Raw genomic sequence first — 20,783 nt, 5'->3', positions numbered from 1 at the left:
TCCGCCTCGCTCGTCCGGCGGGGTCGGTCCAGCGGCCACCGCGTCGTCACGGTCTGTGGTGCATACTCATCAGCCTTCACTCGGAGAGAGGGACACCGCAAGAGTTCGTGCGGGTGATGCCCGGGTGAGTTATCCGGCGAGCGTCCGAGGAACGGACGCCGTCGGTGCAGTCGAGGCAGTTGATGGACCGGCCGGGCCGTGGGGCCGGTCGTCGAGCACGTCGAACAGCAAGGAGACCTGGACATGACGTCAGTCAGCGGCCACGGGCCGTGGCCCGGCGGCGAGGGCACCGACGTCCTCGAGGCGCAGCAGATGATCTTCGGGGACCTCGCCGAGGTCCCCACGGGCGTCACGCCCGTCCCGTTCCTCGTGCGTCTGCCCCAGCGGGGACCAGGGTCCGACGGCGTGGGCCGCACCGCGACCCTGCTCGCGGACCTGCCCGTCGAGGTCGGGCCGCACGGGTGGAAGCTCGCGGACCGGCCCGGCATGGACGAGCGCCGGGCCAGGGCCTTCCTCCGGGACGACCTCGGGGCGCTCGCGATCGCCGGGCACGGGTACGTCGGGCCGCTCGCGGTGTCGGTCGTGGGGCCGTGGACGCTCGCGGCCGAGCTGTACCTCGCGCGCGGGGACAGGGTGCTCGCCGACCTGGGCGCGCGGGCCGACCTGGCCGCGTCGCTCGCCGTCGGGGTGCGGGCGCACCTCGACGAGGTGCGACGACAGGTCCCCGGCGCCGAGCTCGTGGTGCAGGTCTCCGAGCCGCTGCTGGGTCAGATCAACGCGGGCGTGCTGCCCACGTTCTCCGGGTTCTCCCGCCTGCGGCCGGTCGAGGGGCCCGCGATCGTGGAGGGCCTCGAGACGGTCCTGGGGGCGGTGCGGGACGGGGGTGCGCGCAGCGTCGTGCACGTGGGGCCCGCGTGGGTCGGGATCGCTCCCGTCGTCCTCGCCGGTGCCGACGCCGTGGGCCTGGACCTCGCGGCCCGGGCCGACGGCTGGGACGAGAAGGGCTGGGAGCTGGCCGCGCGCGCGGTCGAGCGCGGCGTCGGGGTCTGGGCCGGGCTGCCGCCCGCGAAGGTCTCGCAGTGCTCGGGGCCGAACCTCGGTGAGCTCGCGTCGCTCGTGACGGTGCCGTGGCGCCGGATCGGCCTCCCGGCGTCGGGGCTCGACGACGTCACGCTCCTCGCCGCACCGCGTGCGGGGGGAGTGGGGCTGGGGTCGGGGCAACGGCTCGGGAGCATCGACGAGAACCGCGCGATGCTGGGCAACCTCGGCCGGGTCGCGGAGATGCTCGCGGAGCGGGCGCAGGACTGAGGGTCGGGCGCAGGACCGGGGTCGCGCGCGGGCGGCGGAGGACTCCACCTTCGAGGGCGTGACCCGCCAGGCCGGCGCCGGCAGGAGAAGCGGGCGGATCAGGACCCGGTGGCGTCGGGTTGCGACCTGGCGCGCACCGGGGGCGGGAGCAGGACGACAGCCCGCAGTCCTCCTTCCGGGCGCGGTGCGAGCCGGAGCTCACCACGGAAACGCTCGACGATCGCCGCGACGATCGACAGCCCCAGGCCCTGCCCGGTCGCCGTCGTGGCCCTCGTGCGCCCCGCTCCTCGGGTGAAAGGGTCGGTGAAGCCCTCGACCGCCGCGGGGTCGAGGACCGGACCGGAGCTGACGACCTCGATCGCCCACCCCCCGGGAGGGTCGGAGGGCCCGGCATCGACCGCGAGAAAGCCACCGGGCACGTTGTGCCGGATGCCGTTCTGCACCAGGTTGGTGACGAGCTGGCGCAGCAGGACGGGTTCGCCGTCGAGCGTCGTGCCGGTCAGGCTCTGCTCGATCCGGACGTCGTGGGCCGCCGCCTCCTCGGCGCACGACTCGATCACCTGAGCGACGACCCGTGCCGGGTCGAACCGTTCGAGGTGCGGGGGCGAGGAGTCGATCCTGGCCAGGTCCAGGAGAGCCGTCACGGTCTCGATGTTCCGCTCGTTCATGACCCGGAGACGGTCGAACACGATCCTCTCCTCCGGGTCGTCGTGCTGGGCCAGGGCGACGTCCAGCATGGCCCGGGTCGTCGCGAGCGGGGTCCGCAGCTCGTGCGAGGCGTTGGCCGCGAAGCGGCGCGTGGCCGTGAAGGACCGGTCGAGGCGATCGAGCATCTCGTCGAAGCTCTCGGCGAGCTCCGAGATCTCGTCCCGGGGTCCGGACAACCGGATCCGCTGCGCCAGGTCGCCCTCGCTCGCCCGGTGCACGGCCGAGTTGATGTCCTGCAACGGCCGGAGCATCCGGCCCGCCACCGCCCAGCCCACCGCGGTGCCCACCACCGCCAGGACGACGAGCACGACGATCGAGGTCACGAGCAGGAGGTTGAGGAGCTGCTCGCTCGACGTCACGAGGAGCTCGGACGCGGGGACGACCACCGCTGCCGGTGCCGTCGGGTCTCCGGTGGGGAGCGGCGAGCCCCCGGGGGCGACCGAGGCCGCGTCGGTGGACGCCGTCGTCGCCGTGGCAAAGTCGTAGGTGGGGACATAGCGCATGAAGACGTAGACGATCGCGAGCAGGACGATGCCCGCCCCCGTAAGGAGCGCCGAGTAGGTCAGTGCGAGCCGCGCGCGCACCGTCAGACGGTAGCGCTTCGTCTCCGGCTCCCTGCCGTCGAGGTCCGGCGGCGGGGTGGGCCGCGGGCTAGTCATCGCTGATCACGTACCCCGCACCGGGCACCGTGGCGATGACTCCCGGGTCGCCGAGCTTGCGCCGCAGCGTGCTGAGGGTCACCTTGACGGCGTGCGTGAAGGGGTTGGCGTTCTCGTCCCAGGCCTTCTCCAGGAGCGTCTCCGCGCTGACCACGGCTCCGTCGGCCGCCAGGAGCAGCTCCAGTACCGCGAACTCCTTCCGGGTCAGGGTGACGCGCCGACCCCTGACCGTGACCTCGCGGCGGAACGGGTCCAGGCGGACTCCGCGTCGCTCGAGCACCGGCGGCCGGGACGTGAAGCTGCGCCGGTTGAGGGCGCGGAGCCGGGCGATGAGCTCGGGGAACTCGAACGGCTTGGACAGGTAGTCGTCGGCGCCGAGGCCGAGCCCGTCCACACGGTCGTCGAGGGTCCCCGCTGCCGTGAGCATCAGCACCGCGGGCGCGGCAGGGTCGGCCGCCAGGCGCCGACAGACCTCGTCCCCGTGCACACCGGGGATGTCCCGGTCGAGCAGCACCACGTCGTAGTCGCACAGCTCGACGGCGAGGAGCGCCGCGTCGCCGTCCGGGGCCACGTCGGCCGCGATCGCCTCCATGGCCAGACGCGCCCGGACGGCGTCGGCCAGGTACTCCTCGTCCTCCACGATCAGCACTCGCACGTGCGTGTCCACCTTCCTTCGCTCGGGAAGCCCGTTCGCGGCGCCCCGCCGATCCATCTCCCCCAGGAGACCACGGAGAAGGTTGCGTCGAGGTAAGGCGCGGACCTTACTTTTCCGCAACCAAGGGCTTGATGAGATCGGCGCAGCACGTCAGGTCGCCCGACCTCGACGCGACGAAAGGACACCACTGTGCGCACGACGACCATCCGTTCCCTCACCGCAGTCCTCGGGACGGGCCTGCTCCTCGCGGTCTCCGCCTGCTCCCCCGCTGCGGACTCCGACCCGGAGCTCGACACGGGAGCCCCCAAGATGACCATCGAGGAGTGGCGGCAGGACGTCGACGACTGCATGCTCGACGCCGGCTACGACCTCGTCGCCATGAGCGAGGGGGGTGGCGCCACGCCGTCGATGACGAGCGAGGAGTCGGCGGCTTTCGACACCGCGTACACGGCCTGCATCGACGACATCGGCGAGGCCCCTGTCGACGAGAACATGCCGTCCGAGGACGAGATGTTCGAGGCCCAGCTGGCCTTCGCCGCGTGCATGCGCGAGGCCGGCTACGACTACCCCGACCCCGTCAAGGGATCGGGCATGAGCGAGGCGCTCGGTCCTGAGATCGACCCCGACGTCGTCGACACCTGCTACGCCAAGAGCCAGGAAGCCGTCCAGTGAGCGCTCCCACCACCACTGACCAGTCCTCGGCGACCACCACCGCCCGCCCTCATCGAGCACGACGCTGGATCCTGACGACCCTCGGCGCCCTCGCGGCCGTCGCGGCCGTCGTCGGCGTGGTCGCTCTCACGCGTCCGCCCGCGGCCCCCGACCCCACGAGCACCCGGCTCGAGCTCGAGACCGTGAGCGTGACCCGCGGTGACCTCACGGAGCAGGTCCGGACCCAGGGCACCTTGGCCCACAACGCGCAACGCGACCTGGGGACCGAGCTCACCGGGGTGATCACCGGGCTTCCCGCACCGGGCACGGTGGTCACCGTGGGCCAGGAGCTGTTCCGGATCGACGACCTCCCCGTGACCCTGCTGCGAGGGACCCTGCCCGCCTGGCGCACGTTCACCGCCGGGATGTCCCCGGGGAACGACGTCCTCCAGCTCGAGCAGAACCTCGCCCAGCTGGGCTTCTTCGTCGCGAAGCCCGACTCCACGTTCAGCGAGAGCACGACGGCCGCGATCAAGAAGTGGCAGAAGTCGCTGAAGGTCGAGCAGACCGGCACGATCGATCTGGGCCGGGTCGTCTTCTCGCTCGTCGACGTCCGCGTGCAGTCGCACAAGGCGCAGGTGGGCGACACCGCCGGTCCCGAGATCCTCTCCGTCACGGGACCGGACAAGCAGGTCCAGGCCTTCCTCGACCAGGCACAGGCCCCCGTCGCCCCCGTCGGCACCAACGTGGCGATCACCCTCCCGGGAGGCGTCTCCACGACGGGAACGGTCGCCGAGGTGGGGGCACCGGTCGAGCAGGAGGGCGGCGACGGCAAGACGCTCAAGGTGCCCGTGACCCTCACGCTCGACGACCCGGCTGCGGCCGAGTCTCTCGACAACGTCGCCGTCACGCTCCTGCTCACCCGGACCCGCGCGACCGACGTGCTGACCGTGCCCGTCCTGGCCCTGCTCGCGCAGCCGGGGGGCGGCTTCGCCGTCGAGACCTCGGCCGGCGACAGCACCCAGCTCGTGCCTGTCGAGCTCGGGACGTTCGCCAACGGCCTGGTCGAGGTGACCGGGGGCGACCTCGAGGTGGGCGACACGATCGTGGTGGCCAAGTGAGCACAGCGATCATCGACCTGGAGGACGTGACCCGCACCTACGGGTCACCACCGACGGTCGCGCTCGGTGGGGTCACCCTGAGGATCGACGAGGGTGAGATGGTCGCGATCGTCGGCCCGAGCGGGTCCGGCAAGTCGACCATGCTCAACATCATCGGGTCCCTGGACCGCGCGTCCTCGGGCGCGACCAGGATCGCCGGGAACGACGTGACCGCCATGAGCGACGCGAGCCTCTCGGCCTTGCGGGCCTACACGATCGGGTTCATCTTCCAGCAGTTCCACCTGTCCGACGGCGTCACGGCTCTCGACAACGTCGCCACCGGTCTGCTGTACACCGGCCTGGCGCCCCGCGAGCGCCGTCGCCGGGCGCGCACTGCTCTCGAACGCGTGGGCCTCGGCGCACGGTTGCACCACCACCCGCGGCAGATGTCGGGCGGAGAGCGCCAGCGCGTCGCGATCGCGCGCGCCGTCGTCGGCGAACCTCGCCTGCTCCTGGCGGACGAGCCGACCGGCAGCCTCGACACCGCCTCCGGCGAGGGCGTCGTCGAGATCCTCCACGACCTGAACAGGTCCGGGACCACGGTCGTGGTCATCACCCACGACCAGGAGCTCGCCGACCGCCTGCCCCGGCAGGTCCGCATCCGCGACGGCAGGATCCTCTCCGACGACCGGGAGGACAGCCGATGAGCCTCGACCGCCGTTCCAGGCTCCGGCCCGGCGACCTCTTCAGCCTCGGCCTGCACGGGCTGCGCGCCCGCCCCATGCGCGCGATCCTCTCGTCCTTGGGCATCGCGATCGGTATCGCCGCCATGATCTCCGTGATCGGCATCTCGACCTCGAGCCAGGCGCTCATCAAGGACAAGCTGTCCGCGCTGGGCACCAACCTGCTCACGGTCACGGCCGGCACGGACGTCCTCGGCCAGGACGCGCCCCTCCCGCCGGACGCCGTCGCGCTCGTGCGGCGCATCCCGGACGTCCTGCACGTGAGCTCGATCGGTACGCTCGACACGATCACGATCTTCCGCAGCTCCGAGGTCGATCCGGGCCGCACCGGAGGGTTGACCGTGGCGGCCGCCGACCTCGACCTGCTCGAGGCGACCGGTGCCCGGATCATGCACGGGTCGTGGCTCAACGAGTCGACCGCGCAGTACCCGGCGGTCGTCCTCGGCCGCGGGACGGCCGAGCGCCTCGGGATCGGCACGGTGGGCAGCCTCGTGTGGGTGGGCGGTCACCCGTTCACCGTCGTGGGCATCCTCGAGTCGTCGCCCCTCGCCCCGGAGCTCGACTCGACGGCACTCGTCGGCGAACCGATCGCCGCTGGCCTGTTCGAGCACGACGGCGCGCCGACGACGATCTACGAACGGTCCACCGAGGCGAGCGTCGCCCAGGTGCGCAAGCTCCTGCCGCCGACGATCCACCCCGAGTCGCCGAGCCAGGTGCAGGTCAGCCGCCCCTCGGACGCCCTCGCCGCGAAGAACACGGTCGACCAGGCCTTCACCGGGCTCCTGGTCGGGGTGGGCTCGATCGCCCTGCTCGTCGGTGGGATCGGGGTGGCCAACACCATGGTCATCTCGGTCCTGGAACGTCGTCAGGAGATCGGTCTGCGGCGCTCCCTGGGCGCCACGCGCGAGCACATCCGGGTGCAGTTCCTCTTCGAGGCGATGCTGCTCTCGGCCCTCGGTGGGGTCGCGGGCGCCGTCCTCGGATGGGTCATCACGGCCGTCGTCGCCAGGACGAACGGGTGGAGCCTCGCGATCCCCCCCGAGGTCCCCGTGCTGGGGGTCGTCGTCACGATCCTCGTGGGGGCGGTCGCGGGCGTCCTGCCCGCCGTGCGCGCGTCCCGCACCTCGCCGACCGCGGCACTGAGCAGCTGAGGTCTGCCGACGTGCCCCCCGCGTGCAGAGCTTCCGGCGCGCGCAGGGGGCACGTCTCGTCCTCGCGGCAGGCAGGGGGCCGGGGACACGCCTCCCGTCGCCGTTTTCGCCCAGGCGCCCCCTGGTGCGTAGGCTCGGAGCGAGGTGCCGAACTCGCGGCGCTCCCTCGTCCGTCCACTCTCCCGAAGGAGCGCGATGCCCGCTCTGCACGCCGTCCTCTTCGACCTCGACGGTGTCCTCACACCGACCGCCGAGGTCCACATGCGCGCCTGGGAACGCCTGTTCGCGCCGTTGTGCGACGAGCGCGGGGTCGCGCCGTACACCTCGGCGGACTACTTCGCGCACATCGACGGCAAGCCCCGCTTCGACGGGGTCGCCACGATGCTCGCCTCGCGCGGGATCGAGCTGCCGTGGGGAACGATCGACGACGCCCCCGGGGAGGGCACGGTCTGCGCGCTGGGCAACAAGAAGAACGAGATCGTCAACGCGATGTTCGCCCGGGAGGGCATCGACCCGTACCCGGGCTCGATCGCGTTCCTCGACGCCGTGACCGCGGCCGGGGCGCTCGTCGCGGTCGTCTCGTCGTCGCGCAACGCCCCGTCGGTCCTGGCGGCCGCGGGGATCGCGGACCGTTTCGAGGTCGTCGTCGACGGTGCCGTCGCGGCCGCGGAGGGACTCGACGGCAAGCCCTCGCCCGCGACCTACGAGTACGCGGCCCAGCTCCTGGGCGTCCCGACGACCGCCGCGATCGTGGTCGAGGACGCGATCTCGGGTGTCCAGGCGGGTGCAGCCGGTGACTTCGGGCTCGTCGTCGGGGTGGACCGCGGGGTCGGGGCCGACGCCCTGACCGAGCACGGCGCCGACGTGGTCGTGTCCGACCTGGGCGAGCTCGACGCGACGGTCCTGGACCGCCCCGCGCACGAGGAGGCCCGCTGATGGCCGGGTTCGAGCACGGCTTCGACGGCACCGTCGACCGCAGCCGCTTCCCGGCGGACCCGTGGCGGCTCACCGAGAACCGCTACTCGGCGCACGACCTCGGGGTCACCGAGACCCTCTTCTCGGTCGGCAACGGGTACCTCGGCATGCGGGGGAACGTCGAGGAGGGGCGCGAGTCCCACACGCAGGGCACGTTCATCAACGGCTTCCACGAGACGTGGCGCATCCACCACGCCGAGGAGGCGTACGGGTTCGCCGAGGTCGGGCAGACCATCGTCAACGTCCCGGACGTCAAGATCATCCGGCTCTACGTCGACGACGAGCCGCTCCTGCTGCCCGTCGCTGACCTCGTCTCCTACGAGCGGTCGCTCGACATGGCCGACGGCGTGCTGCGGCGCGAGCTGTTGTGGCGCACGCCGTCGGGCAAGCGCGTCCTGGTGAAGTCCGAGCGCATGGTCTCGTTCGTCGAGCGGCACCTGGCCGTCATCACGTTCGAGGTCACGATGCTGGACGACCCGGCCCCCATCGCGATCTCGTCCCAGATCCTCAACCGGCAGGACGGGCAGGACGAGTACCACGTCCCGTCGGCCGCCATGGGCCAGGGCTTCGACCCCCGCAAGGCGAACCAGTTCACCGAGCGCGTCCTGCAGCCGCAGGCCCAGTGGGGGGACGACGAGCGCCTCGTGCTGTCCTACCGCTGCACCAACTCGGGCATGACGATCGCGGTCGCCGCGGACGACGACCTGGTCACGGAGAACACGTACGACGTGCGCACCCAGGTGGACGAGGACCTGGCCAAGCACGTCTACCGGGTCCAGGCCGAACCGGGGAAGCCGGTCCGTCTCACCAAGACCGTGGCCTACCACACGTCCCGCGGGGTGCCCGCGCGCGAGCTCATCGACCGGTGCCGCCGCACGCTCGACCGCGTGCGCGACGAGGGCATCGCGTTCCAGCACGCCGAGCAGCGCGAGTTCCTCGACGAGTTCTGGGCGCGCTCCGACGTCGAGATCCCGGGTCAGCCCGAGATCCAGCAGGCCGTGCGGTGGAACATCTACCAGCTCGCGCAGGCCACGGCCCGCGCCGAGGGCAACGGTGTCCCCGCCAAGGGCCTCACGGGCACGGGGTACGGCGGCCACTACTTCTGGGACACCGAGATCTACGTGCTCCCGTTCCTGACGTACACGAGCCCGCGGTACGCGCGCAACGCGCTGCGCTTCCGCTACCAGATGCTCGACGCCGCCCGCCGCCGCGCCGGGCAGCTCTCGCAGGAGGGTGCGCTGTTCCCGTGGCGGACGATCAACGGCGAGGAGGCCTCGGCCTACTACGCCGCGGGCACCGCGCAGTACCACATCGACGCCGACGTGACCTATGCCCTCATGCAGTACGTGCGGGCGACGGGGGACCAGGACTTCCTGGAGCGCGAGGGTGTCGACATCCTCGTGGAGACCGCGCGCATGTGGGCCGACCTCGGCTTCTGGCGGGCCAACGGGGACGACCACTTCCACATCCACGGCGTCACGGGCCCCGACGAGTACACGACGGTCGTGAACGACAACCTCTTCACCAACGTCATGGCGCGCTTCAACCTGCGCGTCGCGGCCGAGACGCTCCAGATCATGCGACGCGACGCGCCGCACGAGTACGAGCGGCTCGCGATCCGGCTCGGGGTCTCGCAGGAGGAGACGGCGGAGTGGGAGCACGCGGCCGAGCGCATGTCGATCCCGTACGCCGAGCACCTGGGCATCCACCCGCAGGACTCGCACTTCCTCGAGCGCGAGATCTGGAACCTCGCGGCGACACCTGCGGACAAGCGGCCCCTGCTGCTGCACTACCACCCGCTCGTCATCTACCGCTACCAGGTGCTCAAGCAGGCGGACGTCGTCCTCGCGCTGTTCCTCCAGGGGGCCGAGTTCACGCCCGAGGAGAAGCTGGCCGACTTCGAGTACTACGACCCGCTGACCACGGGGGACTCGACGCTCTCAGGCGTGGTCCAGTCGATCATCGCGGCCGAGGTCGGCTACCACGAGCTCGCGCTCGAGTACTTCACGTCGTCGCTGCTGGTCGACCTGGAGAACCGTCACGCCAACGCGTCCGACGGCGTGCACGTCGCCTCGGCCGGCGGGACCTGGTCGGCGCTCGCGTTCGGGTTCGGCGGCATGCGTGACGACTGCGGTCGCATCAGCTTCGACCCGCGCCTGCCGCAGTCGTGGGAGTCGCTGACGTTCCGCGTCACGCTGCGCGGGGCGCGGCTGAAGGTCACGGTCACGTCCGACGCGATCACGCTCGTGTGCGAGACGGGCGAGAGCGCCGAGGTGCTGGTGCGCGGCGAGACCGTGCGGGTCGCCGCGGGCGAGCCCGTGACAGTGGCCCTCGACGGGCAGGGGCCCGTCCGTCAGGGAGTGCCGAGCCTGCGGGACCTGACTGGCAACCGTCGCGAGGACGGCACGCTCATCACGGCCACGGTGCCTCACTCGTAGGTCGCGGGTCGGTCGTCCGGAGACGCACGGAGGGCGGGTTCCCGGGGGAGCCCGCCCTCCGTGCGTCTGCGCGTGCGTCGTGCGGACGAACGGTCGCCCGGCGTCAGCCGAGCTGCTCGCGCAGGAAGCGGTAGTGGATCGCGGACATGTGCGCGGCCTGGGCGTTGTTCGCGGCGCCGCCGTGCCCGCCCTCGACGTTCTCGTAGTACGTCACGTCCTTGCCGGCCGCGAGCATCTTCGCGGCGAGCTTGCGGGCGTGCCCGGGGTGGACCCGGTCGTCCTTGGTCGACGTCGTGAAGAGCACCGGCGGGTACTCGCGCTCGGCGTCGAACAGGTGGTACGGCGAGAACGTCTTGATGAACTCCCACTGCTCGGGGTCGTCCGGGTCGCCGTACTCGGCGGCCCACGACGCCCCCGCGAGCAGGTGGGTGTAGCGCAGCATGTCGAGCAGCGGGACTCCCACGATCACGGCGCCGAAGAGCTCGGGGTACTGGGTGAGCATGTTGCCCGCGAGGAGCCCACCGTTGGAGCGTCCCTCCATACCGAGGTGCTCGGGGGTCGTGATGCCGCGGGCGACGAGGTCGCGCGCGACGGCCGCGAAGTCCTCGTAGGCCTTGTGCCGCTTGGCCTTGAGGGCGGCCTGGTGCCACGACGGGCCGTACTCGCCGCCGCCGCGGATGTTCGCGACGACGTACACGCCGCCGTCGGCGAGCCAGGCCCGTCCGAGCCCGCCCGAGTAGCCAGGGGTGAGCGAGACCTCGAAGCCGCCGTAGCCGTAGAGCAGCGTGGGTGCGGCGCCCACGGGGGCGTCGTCCGTCCCGGCGGCGGCGCCGGCGGCCTCCGGGCGGACGAGCTCCTCACGCCCGACGACGAAGTACGGGACGCGCGTGCCGTCGTCGGACACCGCGAAGTGCTGGTCGATGACCAGGCCCGCGGCGTCGAAGAAGGTGGGGCTCGACTTGAGCACCTCGGGCTCGGTGCCCGCGCCGACCGTCAGGAGCGAGAGCGTCGAGGGCGTGAGGTAGTCGGTCGTCACGAGCCAGACGTCGTCGCTCTCCTCGGAGTCGACCGCACCCACGACGACCGTGCCGATGGTCGGCAGGCCGGGCAGCTCGCTGCGGGTCCATCCACGGCCCTGCGCGTCGGCGTCCGCTTCCGTGCCCGACGAGGGCGGCGTCAGCACGTGGAGGCGGTTCTTGACGTCCTCCAGGACGTTGACCACGAGATGGTGCGCGGTCCACGTGGCCCCGGCGAGCGACGTCGTGGGCGTGGGCTCGAACAGGACCGTGAAGCCGCGCGCCCCGGCGAGGAAGTCCTCGAAGCGGGTCGCGAGCAACGACCCCGCGAGGTAGGTGGTGCCGCCGACCGTCCAGTCGTCGCGCAGCTCGACGAGCATCCACTCGCGCTTGACGCCGACCTCGGCCGAGCGCGGGACGTCGATCTTGACGAGGTGCTCGTCGGGCGTGCCCGCGTCCTGGACGAGGTAGGTCTCGCTGTCGTAGAACGCGATCGAGCGGCCGACGAAGTCGCGCTCGAACCCGGGCGAGTGGGTGCGCCAGCCGAAGATGTACATGTCCTCGGGCTCGCCCTCGTACACGACCGTCGCCTCGGTGACCGGGGTGCCGCGGCGCCAGCGCTTGACGATCCGGGGGTATCCCGAGGGGGTCATCGAGCCCGGCCCGAAGTCCGTGAAGACGTACACCGTGTCGGCGTCGATCCACCCGAGCCCGCCCTTGGACTCCTCGCGGAAGAACCCGCCGTCCTCGGGGGCGACGAACTGCTTGGTGACGAGGTCGAACTCGCGGGTCACGTCGGCGTCGGAGCCGCCGGGCGACAGGTCGACCAGGGCGTGGCGCCACTCGCCGCCGGGGGCGGGACGCAGGACGCTCGCACCGTGCCAGACCCAGCTCTGCCCCTCGGCCTCGCCCAGCGCGTCGAGGTCGAGCACGAGCTCCCACTCGGGGTGCTGGGTGCGGTACGAGTCGAGCGTCGTGCGGCGCCAGACGCCGCGCTCGTGCTGCGCGTCGCGCCAGAAGTTGTAGTAGTGCTCGCCGATCTTCGAGACGTCCGGGATCTTGTCGTCCGAGTCGAGGACCTCGCGGATCGACTGCTCGGTCGCGGCGAACTCGCTCGTGGCCTCGATCGTCGCGGCGGTCTCGGCGTTGCGGCCCTGGACCCAGGTGAGCGCCTCGCGGCCCTCGACCTCCTCGAGCCACAGGTACGGGTCGTGCGGCGTGGTCGGCTGTCCGGTGGGTGGGTCGGTCACGACGTTCTCAGCACTCATGCCAACACACTAGGCGACCGATCCGCGGGACCGGGCATGCATAGATGCCAGGGGAGAGCGGGGGCGGGGGAGGCTCGTCCGAGATCACCATCGAACATCACTTGCATCTATCCGTACCTTGTGAAAGTATTCACAAGCAAGGGAAAGACACCACGCAGACCCGGCCGCTCGGGTCACTGGAGGAGCAACGTGAGCAGCACGAGCAAGGCCCCCGTGAAGGCCCCCGCCGGAGTCACCGAGATCGACGCCCTCGTCGACCGTGGCCTCAAGGCGCTCAAGCAGTACGACGCCTTCACCCAGGAGGACATCGACCGCATCGTGAAGAAGGCGTCCGTCGCGGCGCTCCACGAGCACGGCCGCCTCGCGCAGCTCGCGGTCTCCGAGACCGGGCGCGGCGTCTTCGAGGACAAGGCCACCAAGAACATCTTCGCGTGCGAGCACGTGCCGAACTCGATGGCCAACCTCAAGACGGTCGGCGTCATCGGGCGCGACGAGCTCACGGGCATCGTCGAGATCGCCGAGCCGGTCGGCGTGGTCGCGGGCATCACCCCCGTCACCAACCCGACCTCGACCGCGATCTTCAAGTCGCTCATCGCGCTCAAGACGCGCAACCCCATCATCTTCGCGTTCCACCCCAGCGCCCAGAAGTGCTCGGTCGCCGCAGCCCGCATCGTGCGGGACGCCGCCGTGGCCGAAGGCGCCCCCGAGGACTGCATCCAGTGGGTCGAGCAGCCCTCGCTCGAGGCCACGTCGGCACTCATGAACAACGACGGCGTCTCGCTGATCCTCGCCACGGGCGGCAACGCCATGGTCCGTGCCGCCTACTCGGCGGGCAAGCCGGCCCTCGGCGTCGGTGCGGGCAACGTCCCCGCCTACATCGAGAAGACCGCCAAGCTCGGCCGCGCCGTCAACGACGTGGTCCTGTCCAAGGGCTTCGACAACGGCATGGTGTGCGCCTCGGAGCAGGCCGTCATCCTCGACGCCGAGATCTACGACGCGGCTCTCGCCGAGTTCGCCCACATGCACGCCTACCTCGCGAACCCCGAGGAGAAGGCGATGCTCGAGCGCTTCATCTTCGGCGTCGAGGCAGGCGGGGCGAACTGCGCCGGTGCCAAGCTCAACGCCACGATCGTCGGCAAGAGCCCCCAGTGGATCGCGGAGCAGGCAGGATTCTCGGTCCCCGACGACACCTCGATCATCCTCGCGGAGTGCAGCCAGGTCGGCCCCGCCGAGCCCCTGACGCGCGAGAAGCTCAGCCCCGTCCTCGCGGTGCTGCGCGCCGAGTCGACCGACCACGGCATCTCGCTCGCCGAGCAGATGGTCGAGTTCGACGGCCTGGGCCACTCGGGCGCGATCCACACCGAGGACAAGGACATCGCGGAGGAGTTCGGCCAGCGCGTCAAGGCCGTCCGCATCCTGTGGAACCAGCCCTCCGCGCTGGGCGGCATCGGCGACATCTACAACGCGCTGATCCCGTCGCTGACCCTCGGGTGCGGCTCGTACGGGCACAACTCGGTGTCGAACAACGTGTCGGCCGTCAACCTCGTCAACGTCAAGCGGATCGGACGTCGTAACAACAACATGCAGTGGTTCAAGATCCCGCCGAAGACGTACTTCGAGCCGAACTCGATCCAGTACCTGACCCAGATGCCCGACGTCGAGCGCGTCACCATCGTCACGGACAAGGTCATGAGCCAGATCGGGATCGTCGACAAGGTCCTCGACGTCCTGAACCGCCGGCCCAACAAGGTCTCGATCCAGATCATGGACCAGGTCGAGCCCGAGCCCAGCGTCGAGACGGTCGAGAAGGGCGCGGAGATGATGCGCGACTTCAAGCCCGACACGATCGTCGCGATCGGCGGCGGGTCGCCCATGGACGCCGCGAAGGTCATGTGGCTCAAGTACGAGCACCCGGAGATGGCGTTCTCGGACCTGCGCGAGAAGTTCTTCGACGTCCGCAAGCGCGCGTTCAAGTTCCCGACCCTGGGCGACCTCGCCAAGCTGGTCTGCATCCCGACGTCGTCGGGCACGGGCTCGGAGGTCACGCCGTTCGCGGTCATCACCGACCACGCGACCGGGTACAAGTACCCCCTCGCCGACTACGCGCTGACCCCGTCGGTCGCGATCATCGACCCGGTCCTGACCGCGACGATGCCCGCGAAGCTCGCGGCGGACTCGGGCTTCGACGCCCTGACGCACGCGACCGAGGCCTACGTGTCGGTCTACGCGAACGACTTCACCGACGGTCTGGCGCTGCACGCGATCAAGCTGGTCTTCGAGCACATCGAGGCCTCCGTCACGCAGGGGGCGGCAGCCCCCGAGGCCCGCGAGAAGATGCACAACGCGGCCACGATCGCCGGCATGGCGTTCGGCAGCGCGTTCCTCGGGATCGTCCACGCGATGGCCCACACGGTCGGCTCGACGTTCGGCCTGGTCCACGGCCGCACGAACGCGATCTTCCTGCCGCACGCGATCCGCTACAACGGGCAGATCCCGACCAAGGTCACGGGCTGGCCCAAGGCCGAGAAGTACATCGCGCACGAGCGCTACCAGCAGATCGCCAAGCACCTTGGCCTGCCGGCCTCGACGCCCGAGCAGGCCGTCGAGTCCTACGCCCGGGCCGTCGAGGAGCTGCGCGCCAAGGTCGGGATCGAGCGCTCGTTCAAGGAGCAGGGCGTCTCGGAGCGCGAGTTCATCGGAGGCCTCGACGCCCTGTCGATGCGGGCCTACGAGGACCAGTGCGCCCCCGCGAACCCGCGTCTGCCGATGCTCGAGGACATGAAGGACATCATGGTCGCGGCGTACTACGGCACGACCCGCGAAGAGGTCCGCGCCGAGCGCAAGGCCACCGAGGAGGCAGCCCGCAGGACTGCCGAGAAGAAGGCCGCGGCCCCCGCCGCGGACGAGCCCTCGAAGTGATCCGGGCACCGGCGTCCGGGAAGCAGCCCGGACGCCGGTAGCCCGCACGACGACCCGAGCGGTACGGGTCACGGTCGGGTGGCGCGTCCTGCCGGGTGGCGCCACTCACCACGGGCCCGAGGCATCCCCCTTGGCCTCGGTCCCGCTCGCAGCGCCCCCGCGTCCTCCAGCGCGGGGGCGCTGCTCGGCGTCCGGGCACGCGAAGGTCCGACGGCGGAGCGCGCCTGGTGCGTCCGGCCCGAGCTCCCGGGTGCGCCGGTGGGCAGGGGCGAGCGCCGCCGTCGGGCGGGACGCGCCGCCACCGGGGCAGGCGGCTGTGGGTGGGGCGAGCGATGATGGGCACGTGAACGACGCCACCCCGCCGCACCCCGCAGCCAGCCCCGACAGCACGAGCACGGCCCTCGCGACCGCCGCCTCCGACACCGCTGTCGCCCCCGATGCCGCCCCGGCGCTGGACGAGGCCGGTGCCCAGCGCCGCTGGGCCGAGCTGGTCGCCCAGGTCGAGGCCGACCAGCGGGCCTACTACGAGGCCGACGCCCCCGTGTCGTCGGACGCCGAGTACGACGCGCGCATGCGCGAGCTCGAGGAGCTCGAGGCGGCGCACCCCGCGCTCCAGACCCCCGAGTCGCCCACGCAGCGGGTCGGCGGGCGCGCCGCGACAGGCTTCGCGACGGTCGAGCACCTCGAGCGCATGCTCTCGCTCGACAACGCGTTCTCCGAGGAGGACCTCGCCGCGTGGGCCGCGCGCGTGCACCGGGACCTGGGCGTCTCGCCGGAGGCCCCCGTGGAGTACCTGTGCGAGGTCAAGATCGACGGCCTCGCGATCGCGCTGCTGTACGAGCGGGGGCGGCTCGTGCGGGCCGCGACGCGCGGCGACGGGCGCACGGGCGAGGACGTCACGGCCAACGTCCGCACCATCACGAGCATCCCCCAGCAGCTCGCCGGTGACCCGGCCTCGCATCCCGCGGTGATCGAGGTACGGGGCGAGGTCTTCCTCGGGGTCGAGGACTTCGCGGCCCTCAACGAGGCGCTCGTCGCGGCCGGGCAGGCGCCGTACGCGAACCCGCGCAACACCGCGGCAGGCTCCCTGCGTCAGAAGGACCCGGCCGTGACCGCGAGCCGCAACCTGCGCATGTACGCGCACGGCGTCGGGGCGCTCCAGTGGGACGAGGGGGAGCACGCCGAGCTCGCGCGCCAGTCGGACGCCTACGCGCTGTTCGAGCAGTGGGGCATCCCCGTCTCGCCGCACAACCGCGTCGTCGACGGGCTCGCGGGCGTGCAGGAGATGATCGCGTACTTCGGCGAGCACCGCCACGACATCGAGCACGAGCTCGACGGGATCGTCGTCAAGGTCGACGAGCTGGCGCTCCAGCGCCGCCTCGGGGCCACGAGCCGCGCGCCCCGGTGGGCCATCGCGTACAAGTACCCGCCCGAGGAGGTCAACACGCGCCTGCTCGCGATCCAGGTCGGGGTCGGGCGGACCGGCCGAGCAACCCCGTACGCCGTCATGGAGCCCGTGCTCGTCGCGGGGAGCACGGTGCGTCAGGCGACGTTGCACAACCAGGACGTCGTGCGCGCCAAGGGCGTGCTGATCGGGGACGTCGTGGTGCTGCGCAAGGCGGGGGACGTCATCCCGGAGATCCTCGGGCCGGTCGTCGCGCTGCGCGAGGACGGCGTGCAGCGTACGGAGTTCGTCATGCCGGCCGAGTGCCCCGAGTGCGGGACACCGCTGCGCCCCATGAAGGAGGGGGACGTCGACCTGCGCTGCCCCAACGCGGAGAGCTGCCCGGCGCAGGTCCGCGGGAGGGTCGAGCACATCGGCTCGCGCGGCGGCCTCGACATCGAGGCGCTGGGCGAGGTCACCGCGGCCGCGCTCACGCAGCCCTACGAGCCCGCCGAGCCGCCGCTGCGCACCGAGAAGAACCTGTTCGGTCTCACGGTCGACCAGCTCGCCCCGATCCGCGTCGTCGTCCGCGACCCGGAGACCGGGCTGCCCCGGCCGTTCGAAGGGGTGGGCGAGTCGGGCGAGGTGGAGATGTCCGACGGCTCGGTGCTGCTGGCCAAGGTCGTCCGACCGTTCCAGAAGGTCGCCGCCCGTACCTACCCGCCGGGGTTCGAGGACGCGACCCCCGCCGAGCGCCGGGCCGCAGGAGTCCGCAAGGACTTCCCGGTGTACGGCCCGTCGACCACGGCGCAGACGCTCGTGGACGAGCTGCGGATCGCGAAGACCAAGGACCTGTGGCGCATCCTCGTGAGCCTCAACATCCGGCACGTCGGGCCGGTCGCCGCCCGGGCCCTCGCGGAGTGGTTCGGGTCGCTCGACGCGGTCCGGGCCGCGAGCCGCGACGAGCTCGCCGCGGTCGAGGGCGTCGGACCGGTCATCGCCGACGAGGTGCTCGCCTGGTTCGAGGTGGGCTGGCACCGGGAGATCGTCGAGACCTGGCAGCGGGACGGGGTCCGGTTCGAGACCCCGGGGCACCCCGGCCCCGGTGCGCGCCAGCAGCCGACCGGCCCGCTCGCTGGCCTGACGGTCGTGGTCACGGGAGGCCTCGAAGGGTTCTCGCGCGACGGCGCCAAGGAGGCGATCCTCACCGCGGGCGGCAAGGCCTCGGGGTCGGTCTCCAAGAAGACCGACTACGTCGTCGTGGGGGAGAACGCGGGCTCGAAGGAGACCAAGGCCAGGGACCTGGGCCTGCGCATCCTCGACGAGGCCGGGTTCGTGGCGCTCCTCGCGGGCGGACCGGCGGCGGTCGGGGACGCGCCGGAGCCCGAGGACTCGGAGCCGGAGGGCTCGGGCTCCGAGGTCACGGAGGACACCGAGGTCACCGAGGACACCGAGGACACAGTGGGGCCGACGGCCGACTGACGGCCCGCACGGGGCTGGCAGGGGTCTACCTCGCGGTGCCGGTCCCGGTGTCCGCGGGACTCGGCACCCGGGAACCCGGCACCGCAGCCGGCCGGCGGGCCAGCACGGCCCGCAGCCCTGCGGTCTGCTCGGGCGGTGTCGCCAGGACGGGCCCCCGCGGCGGACCGGTCGGCACGCCGAGCAGCCCGGCGAGCGCGTGGAGTCCTGCGACGGGCCGCAGCCGTCCGAGCTCGCGGACGAGGGCCAGGAGCCAGGACCGCTCCACGACCGCGTCGAGGGGCCGGCGGTCGACGTGCGCGCGGCGCATCACGACGTACTCGTCGGGCACGAGGGCCGCGACCCCGGTGTGCCAGGCGTCGCTCGCAGGCAGGGTCGTGAAGGCCCCCTCGGTCATCGCGAGGTCGCCGCTCAGGCCTACGGCGAACGGTTCGCGCGCGACCGCGGCACGGACGGCGTCCAGCCGGGCGCCCACGTCCGTCCGTCCGGCCGGGTCCTTGAGCCCCCGGAGCCTGGTGGTGCGGGCGAGGTGGGCCAGCACCTCGGGCGTCACGTCGTACCCGTTCTGGACGGGCCGGTTGTAGAAGCACACGGGGAGGTCGGTCTCGGCGGCCACGGTCTCGAACAGGGCCACGACCTCGGCGTCGACGAGCGGGGTGTAGGCGAACGGGGTCAGGACCAGCCCGTGGGCGCCGCCGGCCTGCGCCGCGACCGCGTGCCGCACGACCTCGGTGGTCGAGGGGGCCGCGACCGCGACGTGCACCGGGACGTGCTGCCCCGAGGGACCGGGGCCGGCGTCGTGCGCCGCCCGGACCGCGGCGCCCACCACGGCAGCGCGCTCCTCGGGTGCGAACGACGTGCCCGCACCCGACGACGCGAGGACCGTGACGCCGTCGGCCCCGGCGCGGACCGCGTCCTGGACGACGCGCGTCAGCGTGCCCAGTGCGGGAAGTCCGTCGGCGCCCAGCGGCGTGATCGGGTAGGCGAGCAGCCCGGTGAAGGGCGTCGGGGAGGTCATCCCCGAGATGGTGCCACAGGCCGTCTGCCGAGGGATGAACAGCCCGGCCCGTGAAGTGGTACCCACGTCTACGATGCGGTCATGACTCAGGCGACCTCCGCGACCCGGCCCTCCCCGCACGACGACGACCCGCAGGCAGCCGCCCAGGTGCGCGGCGCGCACCTCGTCGGCTCCGTGAACCTCCCCACGGCCGAGGACACGTTCCGCACGGTCGCTGCCCACGCGGGTACCCACCTCCGGCGCATCCCCGACGGCGAGGTGGGCGAGCGCTTCCACTGGATCCTCTTCCAGGGCGCGCGCTTCGACGCCGTACCCGGGCTGGCACGGTTGCCGATCGAGCCCGTGGTCGTCGCCGGGTTCGACGTCCGTCCCCACGTGCTCGACGGCTCGGTCCCGGCGGACGAGCTGGTCTTCGGGGAGCTGGGCTACGCGGCCGCCGCGACGGCGTCGTACGCGGAGTTCGTGCGGCTGCGCGCGCAGGGCGTGATCCCCGCGACCACGCGCTTCCAGGTGTGCCTGCCCACTCCGCTCGCCCCTGTCGTGGCGTTCGTGGTCCCCGAGGCGCGCGAGGTCGTGTACCCCGCCTACGAGGCCGCGATGCTGCGCGAGATCGAGGCGATCGTCGCAGCGGTCCCTGCGGGCGACCTCGCGATCCAGCTCGACCTCGCGAGCGAGTTCGCGCTGGTCGAGGGCGCGAACCTCGGGGCCGGACCGGCCCAGGCGTGGTTCGCGATCGACTCCGACGAGGTGCTCTCGGGCTGTGTCGCGCGCGCCGCACGCGTGGCCTCCACGGTGCCCGCGGACGTCGAGCTCGGCTTCCACCTCTGCTACGGGGACGTCGCCGAGAAGCACTTCGTGGAGCCGTCCGACACGCGCCGCCTGGTCGAGGTCGCGAACGGCCTGGCCGCGACCGTGACGCGCGAGATCGCGTGGTTCCACCTGCCCGTGCCGATCGAGCGCGACGACGTGGAGTACGTCGCGCCGCTCGCGGACCTCACGATCGATCCTGCGACCGAGCTCTACCTCGGCGTGGTGCACCACGAGGACGGCGTCGAGGGCGCGCAGCGTCGCCTCGCGGCCGCGGCCCAGGTGCTGGGCCGGGAGATCGGCGTGGGGACCGAGTGCGGGTTCGGTCGTGGCCCGAGCGAGCGCACGGGCCCGCTGCTCGATGTCCACACGGCGGTCGCGCGCGCCTGGTAGGAGCGCGCGGCGCATGCCCGACGTCGCAGCGCACGTCGGTGACCGGCTCGCTCCGGTGCGTGGCGCCGTCGGGAGCACGAACGGTCGCCGCCCCGGGTCGTCGCCCGGTCG

14 protein-coding genes are annotated in these 20,783 nt (G+C 72.1%); 10 read left to right on the top strand and 4 right to left on the bottom strand.

Going from position 1 to position 20,783, the window contains the following annotated elements; genetic code table 11:
• The first annotated feature begins 243 nt into the window (after positions 1-243).
• Positions 244-1,308: a uroporphyrinogen decarboxylase/cobalamine-independent methonine synthase family protein gene (locus H9640_RS18320; RefSeq protein ID WP_191792207.1), complete on the top strand. Its 1,065-nt coding sequence runs from the start codon at positions 244-246 to the stop codon at positions 1,306-1,308.
• Positions 1,309-1,406: 98 nt separating this feature from the next.
• On the opposite strand, the gene H9640_RS18315 is transcribed toward H9640_RS18320, so the two are convergent.
• On the bottom strand, positions 1,407-2,675 hold the full coding sequence (locus H9640_RS18315) for a sensor histidine kinase (RefSeq protein WP_191792206.1): 1,269 nt from the start codon (positions 2,673-2,675) through the stop codon (positions 1,407-1,409).
• Positions 2,668-3,330, bottom strand: a complete 663-nt coding sequence (locus H9640_RS18310; RefSeq protein WP_191792205.1) for a response regulator transcription factor — start codon at positions 3,328-3,330, stop codon at positions 2,668-2,670. Before H9640_RS18310 ends, H9640_RS18315 begins: the two co-directional genes overlap by 8 nt.
• Positions 3,331-3,519: 189 nt before the next feature.
• Here H9640_RS18310 and H9640_RS18305 point away from each other — a divergent pair, with 189 nt between their 5' ends.
• The 6 genes from H9640_RS18305 (at position 3,520) to H9640_RS18280 (ending at position 10,388) form a co-directional block, all read left to right on the top strand.
• Complete coding sequence (locus tag H9640_RS18305) at positions 3,520-4,002, top strand: hypothetical protein (protein WP_191792204.1); 483 nt, start codon at positions 3,520-3,522, stop codon at positions 4,000-4,002.
• The gene (locus tag H9640_RS19805; RefSeq protein WP_191792203.1) at positions 3,999-5,102 is read left to right on the top strand and encodes an efflux RND transporter periplasmic adaptor subunit; all 1,104 of its coding nucleotides are present in this window, start codon (positions 3,999-4,001) and stop codon (positions 5,100-5,102) included. The genes H9640_RS18305 and H9640_RS19805 overlap by 4 nt, the downstream gene beginning before the upstream one ends.
• The gene (locus H9640_RS18295; protein WP_204809613.1) at positions 5,099-5,788 is read left to right on the top strand and encodes an ABC transporter ATP-binding protein; all 690 of its coding nucleotides are present in this window, start codon (positions 5,099-5,101) and stop codon (positions 5,786-5,788) included. Before H9640_RS19805 ends, H9640_RS18295 begins: the two co-directional genes overlap by 4 nt.
• Complete coding sequence (locus tag H9640_RS18290) at positions 5,785-6,975, top strand: ABC transporter permease (RefSeq protein WP_191792202.1); 1,191 nt, start codon at positions 5,785-5,787, stop codon at positions 6,973-6,975. Before H9640_RS18295 ends, H9640_RS18290 begins: the two co-directional genes overlap by 4 nt.
• 195 nt (positions 6,976-7,170) lie before the next feature.
• Positions 7,171-7,911, top strand: a complete 741-nt coding sequence (locus H9640_RS18285) for an HAD family hydrolase (protein WP_191792201.1) — start codon at positions 7,171-7,173, stop codon at positions 7,909-7,911.
• On the top strand, positions 7,911-10,388 hold the full coding sequence (locus H9640_RS18280; RefSeq protein WP_191792200.1) for a glycoside hydrolase family 65 protein: 2,478 nt from the start codon (positions 7,911-7,913) through the stop codon (positions 10,386-10,388). The genes H9640_RS18285 and H9640_RS18280 overlap by 1 nt, the downstream gene beginning before the upstream one ends.
• Positions 10,389-10,491: 103 nt before the next feature.
• On the opposite strand, the gene H9640_RS18275 is transcribed toward H9640_RS18280, so the two are convergent.
• Positions 10,492-12,672, bottom strand: coding sequence for a prolyl oligopeptidase family serine peptidase (locus H9640_RS18275; RefSeq protein WP_191792199.1), 2,181 nt, complete (start codon positions 12,670-12,672; stop codon positions 10,492-10,494).
• A gap of 189 nt (positions 12,673-12,861) precedes the next feature.
• On the opposite strand from H9640_RS18275, the gene adhE reads away from it, so the two are divergent.
• Positions 12,862-15,591 carry a bifunctional acetaldehyde-CoA/alcohol dehydrogenase gene (adhE, locus tag H9640_RS18270; protein WP_191792198.1) on the top strand — a complete coding sequence of 910 codons (2,730 nt, stop codon included), beginning with the start codon at positions 12,862-12,864 and terminating at the stop codon, positions 15,589-15,591.
• Between the two features lie 343 nt (positions 15,592-15,934).
• Positions 15,935-18,457, top strand: a complete 2,523-nt coding sequence (gene ligA, locus H9640_RS18265; protein ID WP_404821906.1) for an NAD-dependent DNA ligase LigA — start codon at positions 15,935-15,937, stop codon at positions 18,455-18,457.
• Between the two features lie 25 nt (positions 18,458-18,482).
• Here the strand turns inward: ligA and H9640_RS18260 are convergent, their stop codons facing one another.
• Positions 18,483-19,472, bottom strand: coding sequence for a dihydrodipicolinate synthase family protein (locus H9640_RS18260; RefSeq protein ID WP_191792197.1), 990 nt, complete (start codon positions 19,470-19,472; stop codon positions 18,483-18,485).
• 81 nt (positions 19,473-19,553) lie between these two features.
• Between H9640_RS18260 and H9640_RS18255 the strand changes: the two genes are divergently transcribed.
• Positions 19,554-20,672, top strand: a complete 1,119-nt coding sequence (locus H9640_RS18255; protein ID WP_225227463.1) for a hypothetical protein — start codon at positions 19,554-19,556, stop codon at positions 20,670-20,672.
• Positions 20,673-20,783 lie beyond the last annotated feature (111 nt).

Source organism: Oerskovia gallyi, assembly GCF_014836745.1.
Lineage (GTDB): Bacteria > Actinomycetota > Actinomycetes > Actinomycetales > Cellulomonadaceae > Oerskovia > Oerskovia paurometabola.
Note: the sequence above shows the minus strand (reverse complement) of the source record. Positions and strands in the feature narration are given on the sequence as shown.